Annotated in this window: 16 protein-coding genes; 8 read left to right on the top strand and 8 right to left on the bottom strand. The window is 51.2% G+C overall.

Annotated features, from left to right (window positions below; all coding sequences use genetic code 11):
* Positions 1–114: 114 nt before the first annotated feature.
* The 5 genes from ACFVYJ_RS00725 (at position 115) to ACFVYJ_RS00745 (ending at position 10,883) form a co-directional block, all read left to right on the top strand.
* On the top strand, positions 115–2,406 hold the full coding sequence (locus ACFVYJ_RS00725; protein WP_419414262.1) for a putative bifunctional diguanylate cyclase/phosphodiesterase: 2,292 nt from the start codon (positions 115–117) through the stop codon (positions 2,404–2,406).
* 178 nt (positions 2,407–2,584) lie between these two features.
* Positions 2,585–6,172 (top strand): response regulator, encoded by a 3,588-nt coding sequence (locus ACFVYJ_RS00730; RefSeq protein ID WP_419414263.1) that lies wholly within the window; start codon positions 2,585–2,587, stop codon positions 6,170–6,172.
* A 129-nt stretch (positions 6,173–6,301) separates the two neighbouring features.
* Positions 6,302–8,524 (top strand): two-component system response regulator, encoded by a 2,223-nt coding sequence (locus ACFVYJ_RS00735; RefSeq protein WP_419414264.1) that lies wholly within the window; start codon positions 6,302–6,304, stop codon positions 8,522–8,524.
* A 116-nt stretch (positions 8,525–8,640) separates the two neighbouring features.
* Positions 8,641–9,732, top strand: a complete 1,092-nt coding sequence (apbC, locus tag ACFVYJ_RS00740; protein ID WP_419414265.1) for an iron-sulfur cluster carrier protein ApbC — start codon at positions 8,641–8,643, stop codon at positions 9,730–9,732.
* Positions 9,733–10,013: 281 nt separating this feature from the next.
* Positions 10,014–10,883, top strand: coding sequence for a DUF481 domain-containing protein (locus ACFVYJ_RS00745; protein WP_463254731.1), 870 nt, complete (start codon positions 10,014–10,016; stop codon positions 10,881–10,883).
* Positions 10,884–11,329: 446 nt separating this feature from the next.
* Here the strand turns inward: ACFVYJ_RS00745 and ACFVYJ_RS00750 are convergent, their stop codons facing one another.
* The 6 genes from ACFVYJ_RS00750 to ACFVYJ_RS00775 form a co-directional block, all read right to left on the bottom strand.
* Positions 11,330–11,692, bottom strand: a complete 363-nt coding sequence (locus ACFVYJ_RS00750) for a DUF805 domain-containing protein (protein ID WP_419414267.1) — start codon at positions 11,690–11,692, stop codon at positions 11,330–11,332.
* Positions 11,693–11,714: 22 nt separating this feature from the next.
* Complete coding sequence (locus ACFVYJ_RS00755; RefSeq protein ID WP_419414268.1) at positions 11,715–12,743, bottom strand: hypothetical protein; 1,029 nt, start codon at positions 12,741–12,743, stop codon at positions 11,715–11,717.
* 27 nt (positions 12,744–12,770) lie between these two features.
* On the bottom strand, positions 12,771–13,082 hold the full coding sequence (locus ACFVYJ_RS00760) for a hypothetical protein (protein WP_419414269.1): 312 nt from the start codon (positions 13,080–13,082) through the stop codon (positions 12,771–12,773).
* A 152-nt stretch (positions 13,083–13,234) separates the two neighbouring features.
* On the bottom strand, positions 13,235–13,672 hold the full coding sequence (locus ACFVYJ_RS00765) for a DUF3465 domain-containing protein (protein WP_419414270.1): 438 nt from the start codon (positions 13,670–13,672) through the stop codon (positions 13,235–13,237).
* A gap of 56 nt (positions 13,673–13,728) precedes the next feature.
* Entirely contained in the window at positions 13,729–14,814 is a 1,086-nt protein-coding gene (gene hemH / locus ACFVYJ_RS00770) for a ferrochelatase (protein ID WP_419414271.1), read from the bottom strand.
* Between the two features lie 126 nt (positions 14,815–14,940).
* Complete coding sequence (locus ACFVYJ_RS00775) at positions 14,941–15,486, bottom strand: thioredoxin family protein (protein ID WP_419414272.1); 546 nt, start codon at positions 15,484–15,486, stop codon at positions 14,941–14,943.
* Between the two features lie 147 nt (positions 15,487–15,633).
* Here ACFVYJ_RS00775 and dcd point away from each other — a divergent pair, with 147 nt between their 5' ends.
* The 3 genes from dcd (at position 15,634) to ACFVYJ_RS00790 (ending at position 17,794) form a co-directional block, all read left to right on the top strand.
* On the top strand, positions 15,634–16,200 hold the full coding sequence (dcd, locus tag ACFVYJ_RS00780; protein WP_419414273.1) for a dCTP deaminase: 567 nt from the start codon (positions 15,634–15,636) through the stop codon (positions 16,198–16,200).
* 15 nt (positions 16,201–16,215) lie between these two features.
* Positions 16,216–16,857 carry a hypothetical protein gene (locus ACFVYJ_RS00785; protein ID WP_419414274.1) on the top strand — a complete coding sequence of 214 codons (642 nt, stop codon included), beginning with the start codon at positions 16,216–16,218 and terminating at the stop codon, positions 16,855–16,857.
* Positions 16,858–16,996: 139 nt separating this feature from the next.
* Positions 16,997–17,794 (top strand): hypothetical protein, encoded by a 798-nt coding sequence (locus tag ACFVYJ_RS00790; RefSeq protein WP_419414275.1) that lies wholly within the window; start codon positions 16,997–16,999, stop codon positions 17,792–17,794.
* Here the strand turns inward: ACFVYJ_RS00790 and ACFVYJ_RS00795 are convergent.
* Positions 17,788–19,086, bottom strand: a complete 1,299-nt coding sequence (locus ACFVYJ_RS00795) for a TolC family outer membrane protein (protein ID WP_419414276.1) — start codon at positions 19,084–19,086, stop codon at positions 17,788–17,790. The two genes, ACFVYJ_RS00790 and ACFVYJ_RS00795, sit on opposite strands and share 7 nt — an antisense overlap.
* 12 nt (positions 19,087–19,098) lie before the next feature.
* Complete coding sequence (locus ACFVYJ_RS00800; RefSeq protein ID WP_419414277.1) at positions 19,099–22,149, bottom strand: efflux RND transporter permease subunit; 3,051 nt, start codon at positions 22,147–22,149, stop codon at positions 19,099–19,101.
* Between the last annotated feature and the right edge of the window lie 2 nt (positions 22,150–22,151).

Below are 22,151 nucleotides of genomic sequence, written 5' to 3' on the forward strand. Positions count from 1 at the left end.
GTTTTGGCGCAAGGTTGTTGTGTAAACTTGATACAACACAATCTTTTATCACGGTATTTCGCTGATACTTTGTCTGGCTAGATTGAGACGAGTATTTCAGAAAGGCATGTTTGAATGAGCCAGCAAAAACAACAAAAAAACCTAGGCAGGCAGGAATTCTTTAGTAAAGAAGTGAATGTGGCCTCCAAGGTGGCATTTTATTATTTCATTTTCGCCGTGACCTGGATTGTATTATCCGATGCCGTCGTTGAGCATCTGGTGGTAGATTTGGGTTGGTTAAGCTTTATCCAAACCATTAAAGGTTTGATGTTTGTATTGTTATCAGCCTTGCTGATTTTCTTTCTGGTTAACCGTTATGCTCATCAGCTACGGCAATCAGAGCTGCAGTTACGCACCCTCTTTAATACATTACCCGATCTGGTCTGGTTGAAAGATGGCCGGGGTATTTATCTGAGTTGTAACAGCAAATTCGAGCGTTTTTTTGGCGCGCCTGAACATGAAATTATCGGTAAAACCGATTACGATTTTGTTGATACTGCGTTAGCCGACTTCTTTCGCGAGCATGATCTTAAAGCGATGCATGCGGGCAAAGCCTCTGTTAATGAAGAGGAGCTGGTCTACGCCGATGATGGCCATGTCGAGCTGGTAGAGACCATTAAAACTCCCGTGGTGGATGCTAAGGGTAACCTGATTGGTGTGTTAGGGGTGGGCCGGGATATTACCCAACGTAAAGCCAATGAGCAGGAAGTGAAACTGCTAAAAGTTGCGCTGGAGCAAAGCCCGGTATCCATCATGATGATGGATCATGATTGCCGTATCAGCTTTGTAAATACCGCCTATGAACGAATCAGTGGTTATTCGGCCAGCGAAATGCTGGGTGAAGTGCCGGCGTTTATGCTGGGAGAAGACGGTACAACTATGCCTGAAATCACCTCGGCGCTTGCAGGCGGGCAATCCTGGTCTGGTGAACTTAGCAGTCGCAAGCGTGATGGCAATATCATCTGGGAGTATGTGTCTGTTTCGCCGGTACTGGATGAAGCGGCAAACTTGACGCATTATCTGGCGGTTAAAGAAGACATTACCTTGCGCAAGCAGCAGGAAGATCGGCTCTGGTTCCATGCCCATTATGATGAGTTGACCGGGCTGCCAAACCGTATGTTGGTACTGGATCGCCTGCAACAGATGATCAGGGATGCCGAGCGCAACCAAGAGCAGGTCGCGGTGCTGTTTCTTGATCTTGATGATTTTAAAAAGATTAATGACACCATGGGGCATGATATTGGTGATAAAGCATTACGTGAGGCGGCGCGGCGCCTGCGCAGTGCTGTGCGGGCCGGTGATACTGTAGGCCGCTTGGGCGGGGATGAGTTTATTGTATTGGCCGGTCGCTTAAACAGTGAAGATAGTGTACCCGTGATAGCGTCACATATTCTTGCCAATTTTCAGGAAACGTTCAGTCTGGATGAACGGGCTATCAGCCTTACGGGCAGCCTGGGGGTTGCCATGTATCCACAAGATGGTGAAAACCCTACTGAACTGCTGAAAAGTGCCGATGCGGCGATGTATGTTGCCAAGGATCAGGGGCGTGACCGGTTTGCTTTCTTTGAGCACAGTATGAATCGGAAAATCTCTCGGCGCTTGATGATAGAAGAGCACCTTACCGGGGCGATTGAGCGGCAGGAGATGTATCTTTGTTACCAGCCGCAGGTTGAACTTAACACTGGATGTATTATTGGAGTCGAAGCACTGTTGCGTTGGGAGTCACCCGTACTGGGCAATGTCCGCCCAGATGAGTTTATTTCGGTGGCAGAACAGACTGGACAGATCGTGTCTATTGGCCGCTTTGTCCTGCAACAGGCACTGACAGCCGTCTCTGACTGGCCTGTGGATCTGCAAAATTTCAAATTGGCAGTTAACCTTTCGCCCAGACAACTGCGCGATGAATCATTGTTGGCCTTTATCCAGGATGCATTGCAGCTTGCCAGAATACCGGCGACCTCACTGGAGTTGGAAATTACCGAAGGCGTGCTAATGTCTGCCGATAAATCGTCCAGAGAGTTACTAGGTGAATTACGTCACCAGGGCATCAGCCTGGCACTGGATGATTTTGGTGTGGGTTATTCATCGCTGAATTATCTGCGCAATTATCCGTTTGATCTGGTGAAAATTGATCGTAGTTTTGTTCAGGACATGACTGAAGATAGCGGTGACAGAGCCTTGGTCAAAGCTGCAGTGTCTATGTCCCACGAGCTGGGCATTAAAGTGCTGGCTGAAGGTGTGGAAACTACCGAGCAGCGTGGGCTATTGGAACAGATCAACTGTGATTATGTGCAGGGTTTCCTGTTCAGTCGGCCAGTGCGGTCAGCCGAGTTGGAGGAGATGCTGCGTCAGGCGGTTACGCTCTGAGTTAGCACTGGCCAATGGTGGCTGAAATACCGAATAATCCATATTTTTTAAGGGGTTATTAAAGCGTAGCATCATCAGAAATGAATAGTTAGACTGTTTCGATCAGCATTCCTTAGGATGGGTTATGCACAGGCAGCAGCGTTTAAATCTGGGTTTGGTCTCCTCAGCAGTCGTATTGATGCTTATTGCAGCAGTACTGTGGGGGTATTTTGCTTACCGTAATTACTCGGAATTTGATCAACAGTGGCATATCAATGATGTGCGCATGCAGCAGACCCATGAGGCCTATGCTGACTATGTTGAGTTAATCGGCTACGGCAACTTGATCCATAACTTCAAGAATTTGGTGTTGCGTCAGGACCGAAAATACTTAGATCACCTCGACAAGCTTGCGCCACAGATCAGAGCCAAGCAGGAAGAATTAAATAACCTGCTGGAAACCCACGCCGAACGTACCGCGCTAAAAACCCTGTTCTCCACCGTTGAGTTGTACCTGAGCAACTATCGCTTGATTCAGACCCTGATTGATGAGGGTCTGACCACAGCGGAGCTGGATGCTCGGGTCAAAATTGATGATCGCCCAGCTATGGCTGCCAAGGCAGAATTGTCGCGGTTGCTGAACTTGCGCCATCAACGGGTACGCCAGGCATCGGAAAATGAGTTGCAAACCATTAAGCAACAACTGGTATTCGGGGTATTGATCCTGATCCCGATTGTGCTGGTCAGTATCCTGTTTGTGGTGGCGTTGATTCGTTTACAGAGTAACAACATCAGGTTGCAGATGGCCCAGAAAGAGACCGACACGCTACTGCAAACCACTCCCGATTCGGTATTGGCGGTTAATGCTGATGGCACCATCATCAAGGCGAATAAAACCGCACTGGACTTCTTCGGCCACGGCGATGCAATGGTTGGCATGTCGGTCGAGCAGTTGATTCCAGAACGTTACCGACACAGCCATGTGGCGCTGCGTGATTCATTTTTCACGGATCCAGGCCGCCGTTCTATGGCACCCGAGCGGCGTGTTATGGCTGAACTGGCGGATGGTTCTGAACGTGAAGTGGCTATTGAACTGGGTTATGCCGATGTTGAGATCGGTGCTTTCAGTGTCCTGAGTATTCGGGATGTCACCGAACAGAAAAAAATCACCCATGCCTTGCAGCAATCACAGCAGCGTATGGCGCTGGCTGCCAAATCCATGGGCTTTGGGGTTTGGGATTGGGATGTCGCTTCAGGTGAATTGATCTGGGATGACGCCATGCTGAAGCTTTACGGCATGACTGCTGATAATTTTCATGGCGACTATGACGATTGGGCTGAGCACCTGCACCCGGATGATCGAGCCAGAGCCGAGCTGCAGCTGGCAAAAGCGGTTGAGGAAAGCGATAGCTGGAACACAGAGTTCCGTATCGTGCGCCAGGATGGCCAGGTGCGGCATATGGAGGCCGCTGCGCTGTGTGTGCGGGACCAGGCTGGCCAGATTACCCGCATGATTGGTCTGAATAACGACATTACCCAACGTAAAAGGAATGAAAGCGAACTGCTTAAAGCCAAAGAGGCGGCAGAACTGGCTGCTCAGGCCAAGAGCCAGTTCCTGGCCAATATGAGCCATGAGATCCGCACCCCGATGAATGCGGTGTTGGGTATGCTGACGCTCATGCAAGACACGCAGTTAGATACCCGTCAGCAACATTGCCTGCAGTCTGCCCATACTGCGGCCAAGTCGTTGCTGGATATTCTGAATGACATCCTCGACTTTTCGAAGCTTGAAGCGGGCAAAATGACGTTGCATAACGTGCCGTTTGAGCTTGATGAAGTGATCCATGATACTGCGGATCTGTTCAATGTCGTGGCGGCGGTGAAAAGTCTGGACCTGCAGCTGGATGTTAAACCGGACGTGTACTGTCAATTGCAGGGTGACTCGATGCGTATCGGCCAGGTATTGAATAACCTGGTCAGCAACGCGATCAAGTTTACCTCTAAGGGCTCGGTCAGAATCTGTATCTCCAGAGTTGCTTCAGACAACCGCCAATGTCGACTGCGTTTTGCGGTGCAGGATAGCGGTATTGGCCTGATGCAAGAACAGATAGAGAAGATTACTCAACCGTTTACTCAGGCGGATATGTCGACGACTCGGGTCTACGGTGGAACCGGCCTGGGCCTGAGTATTGTTAATGGCATTTTGGGCCTGATGCGGTCGCAGTTGGAGATCACCAGTGAACTGGATGTCGGCTCCGAATTTGCCTTTGAGGTAGATCTGCAATTGCAACCCGAGGCGCAACAGTATTCGGATCGGGTGATTGAGTACCAAACGGTACTGCTGAGCAGCAGTGATACTCATACCCGTGAGATGATCGGCCAGTATTTCACTGCCTGGCATAAGCGCCTGCGTACTTTTGATAATCTTATGGCCGCTAAGGAAGCAGCCAAGCAGGATACTCTGGCCGATTGCGAACTGCTCATTGCCGATCTGAGTCAGGCGGGTGCAGTGGCCGAACTGACCGAGATATGTCAGTTTTGGCAAGATAACGCGCAACCGGATTTTGTCTCTAATTTGGTGCTGTTGCTGGATGATGCGGAGTTCAGGGTACCGACTTCGATTCTGCAGCAGTTTACCCCTGTCGTCTTGCATAAGCCGCTGACCCCATCACGCCTGTTCGATGCTATTAGTAATAAACGTTCGGCTCACTTGCGCAAAGTCGGTGAAAACTCGCTGGATAGAGCCGTGGCGTTAAGCCGTCCAATCAAAGGCAGTCGTGTCCTGGTGGCGGAAGATGTGCTGACTAATCAGCTGATTGCGGTGGATTTCCTTGAGAAACTGGGCATGAAACCGGTAGTGGTGGATAACGGTGCTGAAGCGGTGGAACGTGTCAAACAGGAGCGATTCGATGCCGTGCTGATGGATTTCCATATGCCAGTGATGAACGGTTTGGAAGCCAGTCTATCCATCCGTCAGCTTGAGGATGGTTACGACCTGCCGATTATCGCGATGACCGCGGCTGCGTTTGAGCAGGATGTGAACAAAGCCATAGAAGCCGGTATGAATGCCCATATAGCCAAGCCGGTTGATATTTTGGAGCTGGCCGAAAAGCTGCTGCAGAATATTCCAACCAAAACCACAGCAACAAAATATGCAACGTCACCAGCAACAGTATCTCAGGAGGGTCTGGGATTGTCGGCAGAGCAGTTACCCCGCGGTATGCAGTTGGATGAACTGCCGGAACACTTCCTGTTAAGGCCTCAGTTATTCTTGGATTGCTTGAATGCCTTTGTGATTGAATTTTCTGGCTGGGAAGCTGAAGTGATGACTGCTGTTGAAACAAGAGACTGGGCGAAGGTGTCGCAACTGGCGCACAAACTTAAGGGCGCAGCGTCGAATGCTGCTGCATTTGAGTTGGCCGCCGTTGCCAAATCACTGCAGCAGCAGGCGGATTCTGGTTCGGAGCCGGCACCGGAAACAACCTGCCGTATACTGCAGCGTTTTCTTGATGATATTGCCGCAGTCACCTTACCGGGTGGCGGGTCTGATGTTCCGCTCCAGCAGATGAGTGAGGCTGAGCTGCAGCAGGCAATAGATGAGATTCGTGATAGCCTGCAAAAACAACGATATTTGCCAGTAGATCAACTCAAATCGACCTTGCAACAGGTCGCTGCTCGTCATGATCCGGTTGTGTTAACCAAGTTCTTTCATGCCGTAGAGCAGTTCGACTTTGCTAAGGCGCGGGAATGTTTTGAACAATTGCTAGCAGGAGAAAATTCCGGATAGCGTAACAGGAGAATTCCTCGTTCCAGAAATACAGTGTTTTTATGATATGAAACAACGTCATGTAATGCTGTTGTCTATACTGCGGGTTAGTCTGCTTACAGGATGTGACCCACGAGCATGGAGAATCTCTTGACTGAATTTAACCAAAGCTTACCCTCTTCGAAGGTTACGACTCCCCAATCCACAGTACTGTTGGTTGATGATGAACCGGTCAATCTGCGGTTATTGGTTGAGGCGCTCAAAGAAGATTATGACATCCGTATTGCCAATAGCGGTGAGTCTGCGCTGGCACTGCTGGATGAAATTCGCCCTGACCTGATTTTACTGGATGTCATGATGCCCGGCATGGACGGTTTTGAGTTGTGTCGGCGGATCAAGGCGCGACCGGAAATGGATGCGGTGCCAGTGATCTTTATTACGGCATTGAGTGACCCGACCTCCGAGGAGTCTGGTTTTAATCTGGGCGCTACAGATTACATCTATAAACCGATTCAGATTCCGGTGACTAAGGCGCGCTTGAAGGCACACCTGGATAACGGTCACCTGATTACCCGACTTGAGCACCTTAGCCGTTACCTGCGGGAAAAAATTCGCGAGCTGGAAGGTGCCCGTAAGGCTGTGTCAGAGAGGAATCGTGCGCTGGAAGAAGCGCTGCAAGAAAAAAATCTGCTCTCCCATGTGTTTATTGCGGCCTCTGAGGGGATCGCGATTACCGACATGGAGTACAACATCTGTGCGGTGAATAAAGCTTTTACCCGGATTACCGGTTACACCGAACAGGATACGGTGGGGAAAACTCCGGATATTTTGCACTCCGGCTTCAGTGGCTCCAGTTTTGTCCAGGAAGTTGCTGGTGCTATGGCGCAGGATGGGCATTGGCATGGTGAGCTGTATAGCCGACGTAAAAATGGCGAAAGTTACCCCGAGATGCGTACCGTTTCCAGTATCAAAGATGATGACGGTAATGTTACCCATTATCTGATGGTGTTCAGCGATATCAGCTCTATTAAGGCTAAGGAAAACCAGATTCACTTTTTGACTTGGTATGATTCATTGACCGGCCTGCCAAACCAAAAGTTGCTGCAGAACCGTTTGGAAACACTGCTTAAGAACCCACACTCTCAGGGCTTATTCAGTGCGGTCGTGATGATTCATATTGAGAACTACAAACGACTGAGTAAGTACTTTGGTGTGCTGAAACTTGACCAGTACGTTAAGGAGTTTGCCAACCGGCTCGATTCCATTACGACGGATGCTGAAACCCTGTCCCGTCTGTCAGGTTCCAGTGATGAGTTTATTCTGTTGCTGGGGTCCTATAGTGAAGAGAAAGCTGCAGAAAAAGCCTCAGTACAGTTCTGCAAAGCGATGCAGCGAATGCTGGATACATCGCTGGATGCGGCTGATATTAGTGGTGCGACCTTTAATTGTGTGGCAGGTATTAATGTCTTTCAGTTGCATCATGCGCTGTCTGCCACCGGTATTCTGCAACAGGCTGAGATTGCACAGCAGAGTTTGCCGCAGGAGGAGTGTCCGGGCTATATCTTCTATGACGATAAGATGGGCAGTGTAAACCAATATAATTTTGATCTGGAACGTGAACTGGCGGTTGCTATCGATCAGGGTCAGTTACAGGCCTATTTTCAGAGCCAGGTCGATCATGCCGGTAATATTGTCGGGGTGGAAAGCCTGGTGCGTTGGAATCACCCGAAACGCGGACTGATTCCGCCGGACCATTTTATCCCGTTGGCGGAAAGTTCGTTTCTGATTGTTGATCTTGACCGTTGGATGTTGGCAACCGTATTGCAACTGCTGGATGGCTTGTTACAGCAGGGTAAATCACCGTTGCAGGCAGCGATCAATATCAGTGCGCTGCATTTTAATCAGGCACATTTTGTTGAAGACATGGCGACTCTGTTGGATCAGTACCCCGATGCTGCGCGGTACATCACTTTTGAACTGACTGAAAGTTCGATGATCAATGATGTCGATCGTGGCATAGCGAAAATGCTCGCGTTGCAGGAGAAGGGTGTCTGTTTCTCTATCGATGATTTTGGTACAGGTTACTCGTCGCTGTCGTATCTGAAAAAATTGCCGATCGCTGAAGTTAAACTGGATAAGGCGTTTGTGCTGGATGCCCCCCATGATGAAAATGATGCCCAGTTGGTTGATCTGGTGGTGAATATTGCTAATCTGCTGCGCTTAAGAGTGGTGGCCGAAGGGGTCGAAACACAGTTACATGCCGATTTTCTGCAAAACTATACTGGTCTGGTACAGCAGGGCTTTCTGTATGGTAAGCCACAACCTGCTGAGCAATGGCTTGAGACGTGGCTGCAGCACTCTGATAGCGAGTGACCTTGGCAGCTGCTGCCAGGAAGAGTCTCTTCATAACTGTTTATAAGTTGCGTAAGATGCAGCTTTCTTGGCGTTTCATCCGGTAAATGACTGTTATTTCATAAAGGCGGTATTGCGTGTCATCACTTCAGACTCAGCTCGATTCCCTACTTTCAAACTTCCAGGAACCCAATTTGCAGCAAGACCTGCAAAGTGCCGGCGTTGTTAAACATGCGGTGGCTGACCAGGGCCAGGTGAATATCGTGCTGGAGCTACCATATCCCTGCCAGGGTGTTGCGGCAGCATTACAAGCGGCATTGCAGAATGAGGTAAGTAAACTGCCAGCGGTGACCGGGGTAAGTATCGAAATTACTCAGCAGATCGCCACCGGTCATGGACAACATCAATTGCCAGCGATGCAGGGTGTGAAAAATATTATTGCAGTGGCATCAGGCAAGGGTGGGGTAGGCAAATCGACTACGGCGGTGAATCTGGCGTTGGCCATGGCGGCGGAAGGTGCCCGGGTAGGGATTCTGGACGCGGATATTTATGGCCCCAGCCAGGGAAAGATGCTGGGTGTTGCTGCCGGAACTAAGCCGGAAACCCATGAAGAAAAGTATTTTTTTCCGGTCGAAGCACTGGGACTGCAATCCATGTCCATGGCGTACCTGATTGATGACAACACACCGATGGTGTGGCGTGGCCCGATGGTGAGTGGCGCCCTGCAGCAGCTGCTTACCCAAACCTTCTGGCAGGACCTCGATTACCTGTTTATTGATATGCCGCCGGGCACAGGTGATGTGCAACTGACGCTGTCACAAAAAGTACCGGTTTCAGGCGCCGTAATTGTGACCACGCCGCAGGATATCGCCCTGCTGGATGCGAAAAAAGGTATCGAGATGTTCCGTAAAGTGGATATTCCGGTACTGGGTGTGGTGGAAAACATGAGTGTGCATATCTGCTCTAATTGCGGTCATGCCGAAGCCATCTTTGGCAGTGGTGGTGGTGAAGCTATCGCAGAACAGTATGAAACCAGACTGCTGGGCCAACTGCCATTGGCTTTGTCTATTCGCGAACAGGCGGATGCCGGATTACCTACCGTAGCGGCCGATCCTGAGGGAGCGCATGCTCAGATTTACCGTGATGTAGCCCGCAAGCTGGCGATCAGTCTGGCACGCTTGAATCAGTCTGAAGGTGATATGCCGACTATTCTGGTCGAGGAAGACTAACAGTACTGGTGCGGTTGAGCAGGTTGGACTGGGCGAATACTGATGCGGTCTGGTCTCAGGTGATCGGAAAGGCGTTATTGTGCGTAACGAATTTATCAGCTCGTACATGGATGATCATTCTGAAGCCCAATAGGCTCTGTTTTTAACTTCTGCTTTGCCGGTAACGGTCTCAATCTTCACCGGTATCCATCTTTACTTCTTTAATCTAATCAATTAATTACATTTATTTTATGTCATATTCCCACGTTACTTCGTTAGCTTTTCCTCTATTGCTCCTAGCCGTGACTGTTCAGGCTGAGATGCTAACCCTGCAGAACGGCGATACCCTGACCGGTGAAATATTGCAGGAGACGGACAGCAGTATTCAGTTTCAGCACCCGACTCTGGGTACCCTGACAATTCCACGTAGCCAGCTTAAACCGGCTGTCGTCACGGCAGAACCGCAACCCGCAGCAGAATCTGCAGATACGGGTCTGTTGGGCACTGGCTTTCTGGCAGGCTGGAAACGAAGCCTGGCGGTGGGCTTGAATGGTGCCACCGGCAATTCTGACAATCACAACCTGCATGTGGGTCTGGCATTGGCCAGGGCCAATAATGAAACGCGTAAGCAGTTCAATCTCAATTACGACATTAAGCAGGAAAATGGCGAGCAGACTGAAAACGATTTGGTCATGCAGCTGGATAATGATTATCTGATGCCCGGTTCCCAGTGGTTCTGGTTTCACCGTGAACGACTGGACTGGGATAAACTTGCGGTATGGGACTATCGCTTTGGTGGCCATATCGGTGCCGGTTATGACTTCATTAACACTCAACACCTAACCACCAGTGGCCGCTTGGGTATTGGTGGTACTCAGACCTGGGGCGGGCCGGATGAAGGGTTTAGCCCAGAGCTGCTGATCGGTGCCGAGGCGGGCTGGACCATCAGCCAGCTGCAGTCGTTGTCGTTAAGCAACACGCTTTATCCCAGCCTGGAAAACACCGGCGAATACCGTAATATCACCCGACTGGATTGGGCGTGGAAGCTATCTGATCTGTATAAGGGCATTGCTCTGAAGCTTGGTATGATCAACGAATATGAGTCAGACGTGGCTCCGGATACCAAACACAATGACTTTAAATACCACTTGTCGCTGGATATAGGCCTGTAGTAGCCGGTATCGCATCAAACGCACGAATATTGACTCGCTCAGGCTGAGCTGGTCGATATTCTGCTAGGTGAGGGTGTGCTCAGTTACCGCTGGCGCAAGCGCCGTATCTTGATTCGAGGTGTTAGCCGTGTATGGCTTGCAGAGCCTGGTAGACAGTTTTGAAATCCAGATTAGCAAACGCCATGCTCTATAACATCGCCAGAGGGCAGGTTGCTATCGAGCTGGCTGAACGAAGTCAGTTGAGGTATTGCCGATTATCGAGGGGGGTTTTTCTGGCAATCGCTGCAGCCGATCCTGATGGCAAATCCAGTCTTATTTGGCTAAAAAGCCGTGCTGCAAAGACGCTATTTGCACGATATAACGCCGGGTAAATACCCTTTCAGGCTCATGCCCGGCTGAGGGCGTAAATCCCCGCGAGTCAAATGATCTTGCATGACCAGTCGCTGTCAGAGGCTTAAGGCATTCAATGACTTAGGGTATGGGCCAAACTGATTACAGCTGTCATCGCTGTCTTGTATCAAAAACGCCAGCAATACCAGTGTTCCCAGCACAGGAATCAGCCCCACCAGCATCCACCACCCACTGCGTCCGGTGTCATGCAGTCTGCGCACGCAGACAGCAAGGCTTGGCAGTAGAATAACCAGACTATACATGCCACCCAATATGCCACCAGAACTGAGCAAACTGTCAATACTGGCTATCAGTACGAAAACCAGCAGGTTAACCAGGCAAAACAGCCAGTACTCGCTACGTCTGGCTCGACCGGAAAAGACTGCATACTTTTCTAAAACGTCCAGGTACCAATTCATATAACGCTCCCTGTTGAGTTGTTTATAGTTGCCGGTTGTCCAGCAATTCTTGTAATGCTGCGGGCAAGCAGGCGTGTAGCTGCTGCGTTAGCTGTTGCTCGTGTTTTTGCCACAGAATGCCCAGGTAAATAACCAGTAAGCCGATAAAGGTCAGGGTGATGGGGAACAGCCAGCTGTCCTTGAAAACATTCGCCGCCAGGTGCCCCAGATAACCGCAACTGCCTAGCGCACCAAAGACCACAAATACCCGCCGTACCAACACGGCTCCGACTCCTATCAGCAGCAGGTTGATACAAAAATAGCCAAATTTTGCCAGCTCACTGTCAGACTGCTGCAGGCTGAGGCCACCCCAGAATGCGATCACGCCAAACAGGTACAGCCAGAAGGCGTAATCACCGTTATGCCGGGCACGGATATCTACCCAGAACGCCAGTCCAATCATCAGTAAGCCGCAATACATGGAAACCAGCTTGCGTAGCTGCCAATCAAAATCGCCATCGGTGAGCATGGCAGATAGGTCCATGGAGAGATACCAGAGTGTGACTGCCACCGGCATAATCAGGAAAGGGAAGCGGTAACGCCAGGCAATAATGGCACCTACAGCCAGCGTTGCCAGCTCCATATACAGCCAATGCCATTGGATCCAGCGGTGGTAATCACGATAACTGCTGTCATCAGGCCAAGCACCTAATCCCTGTTGCAAGCCATACACGGCTAACGGCGTCAGCGTTACCACAAAGGCTGCGCAGAGGGCGGCAGGCACCTGATAGCCTTTGCTTGCGAACAGGTTGGCCAGCTTGAGTCCGACCAGCGCATAGATCAGCGCGATGGCGAGAATGCCCCAGCCACCAAATGACTCCCAGCCCAGCGTCATGAACAGAGTCATTGCACCGATGGCAAGCAAGCCGCCCAGATAATAAAGCACATGGGTAAAGTCGAAATGAGGGCCGGTATGCTGGGTCGCAAGAAACTGTTGCAGCGCCTTTGCCTGTTCAGCATTGATGATGCCATTGACTACCGCTTGATCCAGCTGTTTGCCAGGAATACGCATTAACATCGCCTCATGGGAGTCAGCCGGTCACTCGGGTATGGATAATAAATAGCTGCACACCAGCAAGGCCAGAACGCTACTGTAGGTTGTCACTTCAAACTTCAACTGGTGTTTTTGCTGGTCGCTGAGAGGGTTCGTACGTTGCTCGGCTTTATGGTCAGTGAGGAGTGTCAGGTTAAGCAGAATAGCGATGATAAAGATCAGGCTGATGAAGATAAAACCCATTGGGTAGTCAGGTAGAAAATAACCAATGATCAGGTTTGTCACGATTGCCAGCAGGGCCAGCCGCAGCAGGGGGCGGGCGTGGTTATGAGGCAAAGCCTGTATGTCCGAATCCATGGATTTCTCCCTGAGTGTCCTTGTTCAAGGGCTTGTTGTTGCATTGACGTCAGCAAGTGGCAGTTTTTACCACCGAAACCGGGGTTAGATTAACCCAATTATGCTACGGGGTAAATTGGTTGATATTTGCTCAGGCATAGGCCGGTAGCAGGTTACTGGTAGGTCGTGCCTTTATGCTTTAACCAGCCATTGGTATGACGCCCTGCGGGGTCGTGATGGGTCCAGTGCATGACACCCCCCTTGTTGTTCCACTCATATTCGCCGAAGAACTCCACGCTGTCGCCGACTTTCAGGCCGTCCAGTCTTGGTGCCAGGTCGATATTATGTGCTACCAGTAAGGTTTGCCCGGTGCTGAGTTGCAGAATGAAACGTTGGTGCTGACTGCCATGGGTATCATCCGGTAGCAGCTGGATGACTTCGCCATAACCCTGAATCTGCAGGTCACTTTGTTGGTTCTGGTAAGCCTGCCAGAGACGTTGGTCACTTGCCGGGGCAGGCTGGTTGGCCGCCGTTGGTTGGGTCAGAATGCCGGGTTGCAAATAAGCAACGCCGGCAGCTGCACATAAAATCAAGAGTAATAATTTCTTCATATCATCCCTGATAATCTAGCCTGGCCCTATTAAGGCTCCAGGTCAGCGGCTGATGCTCATGGCTGGTTATGTGAGCAGGCATGATAATGCTTTTGTCTGGCAGCGGTATCCGTGGCTGGAATTTCCCAGCCTGACAGGTGCTGATTGATGATCTGTGATAGGGCATCAATGTGGATGGGCTGGTCATTCAGTGCTGGAATATATTCATAGCGCTCCCCCCCCGCCTGCATAAAATATTCACGGTTTTCCATGCCGATCTCTTCGATGGTTTCCAGGCAATCGGAAGAAAAACCTGGGCAGACGATCTGCACAGATTTCACACCTTGGCCGGGTAGGGCTTTAAGGGTTTCATCGGTATAGGGTTGCAACCAGGGTTCGCGACCAAAACGCGACTGAAAGCTGGTCAGGTACTGGTTTGGTTTCAGGTCGAGTTTTTCAGCCAGCAGGCGTGTCGTTTTCAGGCATTGGCAGTGGTAAGGATCGCCGTTATGCAGGTAACGCAGCGGTACACCGTGATAGGAGAAAATCAGCTTTTCGGCGCGACCGTTTTGTTGCCAGTACTGCTGGATGGATTCAGTCATCGCATCTAGGTAGGCATCGCTATCCAGGTAGCTGGTAACAAAACGTAATTCAGGTAGCCAACGCCGTTGGCTGAAATCGGCAGCAATGGCATCAAATGTCGAAGCCGTGGTAGAGGCGGAGTATTGCGGGTATAGCGGCAGTACCAGCAGCTTGCGAACACCCTCGTTAAGCATCTCGTTGACCACTGAAGCAATAGAGGGGTTGCCGTAGCGCATGGCATATCGCACGACCACCTGGTCGCCCCACTGTGCTTGCAAACTTTGATGCAGTTTTTCCGCCTGTGACCGCGTATAAATCAGTAGAGGGGAGCCTTGCTCTGTCCATACCTGCTGGTAAGCATGAGCTGAACGTCTGGGTCGAATCCGCAGAATGACTCCATGCAGGATCAGCCACCACAGTAAACGTGGTACTTCAACCACCCGTGGGTCGGAAAGAAACTGTTTCAGATAACGGCGCAGCGATGGTGTATCTGCTGCGTCCGGGGTGCCAAGGTTGGTAATCAGTACGCCAACTTTATCGGCTTGTTCATGGCTGAATGCGGTGGGATTCTGATACTGCATAAACATCTCTCAAAAAATATCGTCTTTCCTACGCAGTACAGGTGGTGCTGGATCAGGCGCAGGGCAGTGGCCGCCTAGTTTACCTGACTTTGTATGGATATAAATGTGGTTGCTGCAGCGCTGGAATTAATTTCGCCATTTAATGTTGCAACCAATACTTGGTTTTTGCTCTGCCAGGGGAGGCTGGCCTGCCAGTAGCCGGTCCATGGCGGCACGCAGGTCCTCGCCAGTGACTGGCTGGTCGCTGCCTGGACGCGCACTATCAAACTGTCCGCGATAGGTCAGTTTTAACTGTTGGTCATAGAGAAAAAAGTCCGGTGTACAGGCGGCATCATAGGCTTTGGCGGCATCCTGAGTTTCATCATAGAGATACGGGAAAGGATAGTTTTTTTTGGCCATCTGCTGCGGACCATCATCAGGGTGAGCCACAGCATCGTTGCTGCTGATTGCGATGATTTGAATGCCGCTGTTCGTGTAATCCTTGCCCAGTTGTGTCAGCGCATGCTCGATATGTTTTACAAACGGGCAATGGTTGCAGATGAACATTATCAGCAGCCCACGCTCGGGGTTCAGGTTATTCAGATTGATATGCTGGCCGGTGCGTGGGTCCAGCAGGTCGAAGGGGGCTGCCGGGCTACCCAGATCGATCATGTTTGAGGGTGTCAGTGCCATATGGTTACTCCCTTTGCGCTCGGAATGGCTGCGGTTGGATGTTAAGTCTGAAATGGAGTGCTGCGTTTGCGGTATTACTCTTTTTCCAATCTGTGGTAACAGGTACAATAGCCGATTCTTTGATATCGACAGCGGATTACAATCTCCATGGGAATTAAAGCCGATAGCTGGATTCGCCGCATGGCGGAAGAGCATCATATGATCTCTCCATTCGAGCCAAATCAGGTGCGCCGGGCCAACGGTGCGCCGATTGTATCTTATGGCACGTCCAGTTATGGCTATGATGTTCGCTGCGCTAATGAGTTCAAAATCTTCACCAATATCAACTCCTCTGTGGTTGATCCGAAGAACTTTGATGATGGTAGCTTTGTTGATGTGGAATCTGATGTTTGTATCATTCCGCCCAACTCTTTTGCCCTGGCGCGTACCGTTGAATATTTCCGTATTCCGCGTGATGTGCTCACCATCTGTCTGGGTAAAAGCACTTATGCCCGTTGCGGCATTATCGTGAATGTCACGCCGCTGGAACCTGAATGGGAAGGGCATGTGACACTTGAGTTCTCCAATACCACCCCTCTGCCGGCAAAAATATATGCCAATGAAGGTGTGGCTCAGATGCTGTTTCTGGGTGGCGATGAGGTATGCGAAACCTCCTATGCTGACCGAAGCGGTAAATATCAGGGTCAGACCGGTGTGGTTGTCCCCCGCACCTGATCACGCAGGACACTGATGAATTACCAAAAGCAGATTGCTACATTCTGGGAACAGCTACAGGGCACCATAGAGCTGCTGTTGTCTAGCCGAACGGATGATCGATTCGATGCTGAAACCCTGCTCAAAGAGTATCGGGATCAGCTAAAAGAGATCGATGATAATCTCACCTTTCACTTCGAACATGATGAAGATGTGGATGATCGGGTGGATATGATTTTTGGCTGTGACGGCTTTCCTGAATCCATCCCCTCTGTGCTGAGTTTGATTGGAGCGGCTCCCGAGCTATCAGGTATCCGTTTTAAAGCCTTTAACCACCGTTACGACCCGGTGCCACAACAGATCAATATGGGCGATGAAGAGTGTCTCCTGAAAGACTTCTGGTGCCGTTTGGTAGAGATCGGTGATTCGCTGCATCTGGAAATTTACCTGGAAGATGCACCGGTGGTGCTGGATATGGATCCACGGGTAGAAGCGGTGATGATCTTCCTTGATGCGCTGATCGGCGAGTATGAGTTGATGACCCGTATTACCGCTTTGGACTGGTTTGATTTGCCTCCGGAACCAGAAGATTACGGCCTGACTCCGTTACGCCGGTTGCGCCGGGAGTTTGATGCCAAAAAACACCAGGCTAAACCGCTGGGTATTGTACTGCACTAAGCTGCCGGCATTTTCTTAAGCCTCTGGTTTACGGGCTTGCGTCAACGGATAAATTCAACCATTGTGGTAGCAGATATCTGCAAAATGCGTTTGAGGCTATCGCAGCACCCTACTTATCAGTAAATGAAAGGGCACGCCCATGAGTGGATTACTCACCACCCTGCTTGAAGAGATTCGTCTTGAATATATCGAGCGGATGCGGGCAACTGATTTCATCGAACCCTACCTGACTGCGGAACGTCTCTGCCATGAACGGCTGTTTCTGGAAGGTGACTTGCTGGCTGAAATTATCGAACAGGACTCATCATTACTGGCCGCTCGTGCTGGCGATCTGATCATGAACCAGCAAGAAAACGAAAACCCCTCAGTAGGAGTGATTATCTGCAGTAATATCCTGGCCGCAGCACTGGAAGGTTTGCTCGCGGTGGCTGCAGAGCGGGACTGGCTGGATGTGGATGATCAGGGCCGTATTCTGGTGGATGAGGAAGAGTTGCAGCAGAGTAGTCAGTATCCGATCCATGTCGACTACAGCACCTCAGAAACTGCCAAACGCAATATCATGCGCGGTAAAAGTGAGCTTTCTACTATCTTCGCCGCGGCGGAAGCTGAGTTTCTGGATGCCCTGGAGCAACATACGCGTAACGCCTATCAGACCGCTCTGGATATTTCCTCCAACCACTCCGTTTTTGCTCCGGATGATATCGCGCCGCTGGTGGCGGAAAATCCGCTATTGTTAGGTATGCGCAAGGATGACCTGATTGATGATGATATGTTTGAAGGCGATCCGCCGGCGGGATTGATTATCAGTGCCCACCTGACCCGGATGCTGCTCCAGCAGATGCTGGAGCTGGGGGCTGAACATGGTGTGCTCGACTTGGACAGCAGCGGACATATTATTCCTCCGGAAGAACCGGAGGACCCGCCGATTATTCACTGAGTCGGTGATTCTAACCAGCTGTCCAGTTGGTTGATATCTTCAGGTGATAGTGTGCCCAACTGTAGCTTAAAGCTGACCAGGTTGGAGATAAACTCAAACCGTGCAGATGCATAGTCGCGCTTTGCTGAATAGAGCTGCTGCTCTGCCTGCAGCACATCTACTACATTTCGTGTCCCTACCCGATAGCCTTCCTCGGTTGCTTTAAGTGCCAGTTCACTGGAGCGAATACTCTGTTTCAGCGCTTCTACTCTGAGTGCGTTGGTGTTGAGGTTACGCAGCAGGCTGCGGGTGCTCTGGGTGACATTACGCAGGGTGTCTTCTTCGTCAAATTTCGCCTGCTGCAAGGTATATTCAAGCTGACGGCTACGAGAGCTGGTTGCGCCGCCGGAAAAAATCGGCACGCTCAGGCTCAGGCCAATCGAATCGGTTTTGCTGTTGTCATCAAAGGTCAGGCTACCGCCACTATCATAGTCATGGCTGGCGGTGAGGCTGAGCACCGGAAGATGATCAGAACGTGCCGCTTGGGCGCCGCGGCGCGCTGCTTCGCTGCCATAGCGGGCAATTTTTAGTGACAGGTTATCCTGCCAGGCTTTTTCCAGCCAGTCGGCTGGTGCTGCCGGTACAGGGGCCTCAATGGGGTAATCCGGGCTGAGCGCCGCGACCTGCTGATAACTTTCGCCGGTCAGTCGTTCTAACGCCTCGTAGCTGTTGTCCAGGTCACCCTGGGCAGAAATTCGGGTGACCAGTGCATTATCATAAGACGCCTGGGCTTCCTGAACGTCGGTGTTGGCAATCAGGCCCACTTCATACTGGGCATTAACCTGATCCAGTCGCCGCTTAATGGCGCGTTCCTGCGCCAGCGCTGTTTCTAACTGGCTATCGGCGTTCAGTACTCCGAGGTAAGCCTCCACCGTTCGTTGAATCAAACTTTGCTGTGACAGTTCAAACTGGGTCAGGGCCTGTTCTGACAGGATTTCACCCTGTTTAAAGCTGAACCAGGATGCAGCATCAAACACCGGCTGGCTGAGCGACAGGGTATAACCGTGGTTATTATATTCGCGGGTATCCGTATCAATTTTGCGGGTATCTGCGCTCAGACTGGCCTGTGGTAGCAGTGCTGCACGGGCCTGTGGTGCGACTTCGCTATTGGCACGGTAATTAGCTTCAGCCGATTTCAGCTGCGGATCAGTGCTCAGCGCCTGCTGGTATATATCAGCCAGATCACCGGCCAGAGAAGTTCCGCTTTGTCCGGCCAAGATCAGTAAAGAGAGTGTCATCAAACGTGCGTTCATGGATATCAATCCTTAATCCTTTTCGGGTTCGATGTTTAGCAGTGTACGTTGCCCAAGGTAACTGTAAACGGTTGGGATCACAAACAGTGTCAACAGGGTACCGAAAGTCATACCGCCCACGATAACCCAGCCAATCTGATGGCGGGACTCAGCACCCGCGCCAAAGGCCAGTGCCAGTGGCAAGGCCCCCAGTACTGTTGCGCCGGTGGTCATCAAGATAGGACGTAGACGCAAAGCGGCAGCCTCCAGTATGGCATCTTTCAGCCCGCGCCCCTGATCCTGTAATTGGTTCGCGAACTCCACAATCAGAATGCCGTGTTTGGTTACCAGGCCGACTAGGGTAATCAAACCGATCTGGCTGTATACGTTGAGACTGCTACCGCTGAAATGCAACGCCACCAGAGCACCAAAGATTGCGGGCGGTACCGACAGCATGATAATCAGTGGATTACGGAAACTTTCGAACTGTGCTGCCAATACCAGAAAGACAACAATCAGTGCCAGGCCAAAGGTTACTTGCATGCTGCTGCTGGACTCTTTGAACTCGCGTGAGTTGCCGCTGTAGTCGAAGCTTGCCTGGGGGGCAATTTCAGCTAGATTGCTTTCTAGGAAACTCAGGGCCTCGCCCAGACTGTAGTCCGCTGCCAGCTGGGTCTGGAATTTCACCGCTTTTACTTTATCGAAGTGGTTTAACTCACGCGGGGCAACGGTTTCGTTCACGGTGACCAGGTTGGCAAGCTGCACCATATCGCCCAGGTCATTACGGACGTAGATGTCGGTCAGGTCGCTGGGGTCACGCCGCTGATTGTCTTCCACCTTAACGATAACCTCATATTGTTCCCCAACGCGCTTGAAACGGGTGACTTCACGTCCGGCCATATAGGTTTCTATGGTGCGGCCCAGTTCGGCCACATCAATGCCCATGTCTGACAACTTGTCGCGTTTAACTTCAATCTGCAGTTCTGGTTTGTTCAGCTTGAGGTCGGTGTCCGGCTGCTGAAAGCCCGGGTTTTGCAGAATACGCTGCATCAGTTCATCAGAGATGCGTTTCAAGTCATCATACGTGCCGTTGGATTTAACAATGAATTCCACCGGACGGGAGATAAAGCTCTGTCCTAACGAAGGCAGGTTCAGAGAAAAGCTCATGATGCCCGGAATACCGCCGTAGAGTTTGGGCGTCTGCTCTTCAGCGATGGCTTGCTGTTTGCGGTCACGATCTTCCCAGCGGTCCAGCCCCTGGAATACCAGAGAGTTGGTTTCTGTCGGGAAGCCCACCACAGCAAAATAACGATCGGTTTCTGGTGTCTGACTGACGATGCCTTCTATCTGACGGGTATAGCGGTCAATGTAATCGACCGAGGAACCGTCAGGAGCCAGTGCGAAGTTAAGAATAGTGCCACGGTCTTCGTAGGGAGCCAGTTCCTGTGGCAGTTGCTGATAGTAATATACCGCCCCGGCCAGACTGACCCCCATCAGTGCCAGTGCCAGCAAACGCGAGCTGAGGACCTTGTTAAGCAGTGCCTTATAGGTTTCCGTGATGCTGTGCAGGAAGCTTTCGATCACGTTAAACAACCAGCTATGGCGTTTTTCGTGCTTCAGTAGCCGGGAACACATCATTGGTGACAGGCTCAGGGCGACAAAAGTGGACACTACGACGGCACCCGCGAGGGTCAGGGCAAACTCGGTGAAAAGTTTACCGGTACGTCCTTCGGCGAAGGAAACTGGGACAAATACCGCGACCAGTACCACCGTCGTGGCCAAGACCGCGAAGCCGATCTCTTTGGCGCCTTTAAAGGCGGCCTGTATAGGGTCAAGCCCCGCTTCAACATGACGGTAGATGTTTTCCAACATCACGATGGCATCATCGACTACCAGTCCGATTGCCAGAACCAATGCCAGCAGGGTCAGGGTGTTCACGCTGAAATTAAACAGGTACATCATAAAGAATGCACCGATCAGCGACAGCGGAATTGTCAGTACCGGGATCAGTGTGGCACGTACGTTACGTAGGAAGAAGAACAGTACCAATACTACCAAGGCACCGGCCTGCAGTAGGGTCTGGTATACCGACTTGATCGACTCATCGATGAAGATAGAGGAGTCGTAAGCGACCTCAACTTCTACGCCTTCCGGCAGGGTTGGAATGGCTTGTTCGAGCTTTTCCCGGATACTGTTGGAAACATCCAGTGGGTTGGCGGTGGACTGTTTAACCACACCCAGCGCGACCGCGGTGGTACCTTTATAACGGGTCAGTTTACGTTCGCTTTCGGGGGCAATTTCTACCCGCGCCACATCCTGAATCCGCACCGGATAGCCGTTTTCATTGCGGATAATGATTTTTTTGAAGGCTTCGATATCGTTGACGTCAGTTTTGGCCAGCAGGCTGAATTCACGTTCCTTGGATTCAATCCGGCCGGCTGGGATCTCCACGTTCTGGTTGGTTAACGCCGTTTCGATATCACCGGGTATTACTTTATACGCTGCCATGCGTACCGGGTTTAGCCAGATCCGCATGGAGTACTTGCGTTCACCGAAGATCAACACGTTGGCGACACCCGTGGCGGTCTGCAGCTGGTCTTTGACCCGCTGATCGGCAATTTCGGTTACTTCCATGGTGCTGTGGCGGTCAGAAGAGAAGGCCAGCCAGATAATCGGCTGGGCATCCGCTTCGGTTTTAGCGACTACCGGGGTTTCTGCATCATCTGGTAACTGACCGCTGACCCGGCTGACCCGGTCGCGGACATCCGCAGCTGCGGAATCGGGGTCACGGTCAATTTTGAAGGTGATCGAGATCTGCGATTGTTCGGAGCGACTGATCGACGTCATGAAGTCGATGCCTTCAATCCCTGACAGCGAGTCCTCTATTACCTGAGTAACCTGGGTTTCTATAATCGAAGCGCTGGCACCGGGGTAGTTGGTTTCTACCGTGACGACTGGCAGATCAATCTTGGGATATTCACGTACCGTCAGGCGGTCGTAGCCAATGCTGCCGAGCAGCAGTACCAGCAGGCTCATCACCGTAGCCAGTACCGGGCGTTTAATACTGATTTCCGACAGGACCATGA

This window comes from Pontibacter sp. JAM-7 (assembly GCF_048548695.2).
GTDB lineage: Bacteria > Pseudomonadota > Gammaproteobacteria > Pseudomonadales > Balneatricaceae > Neptuniibacter.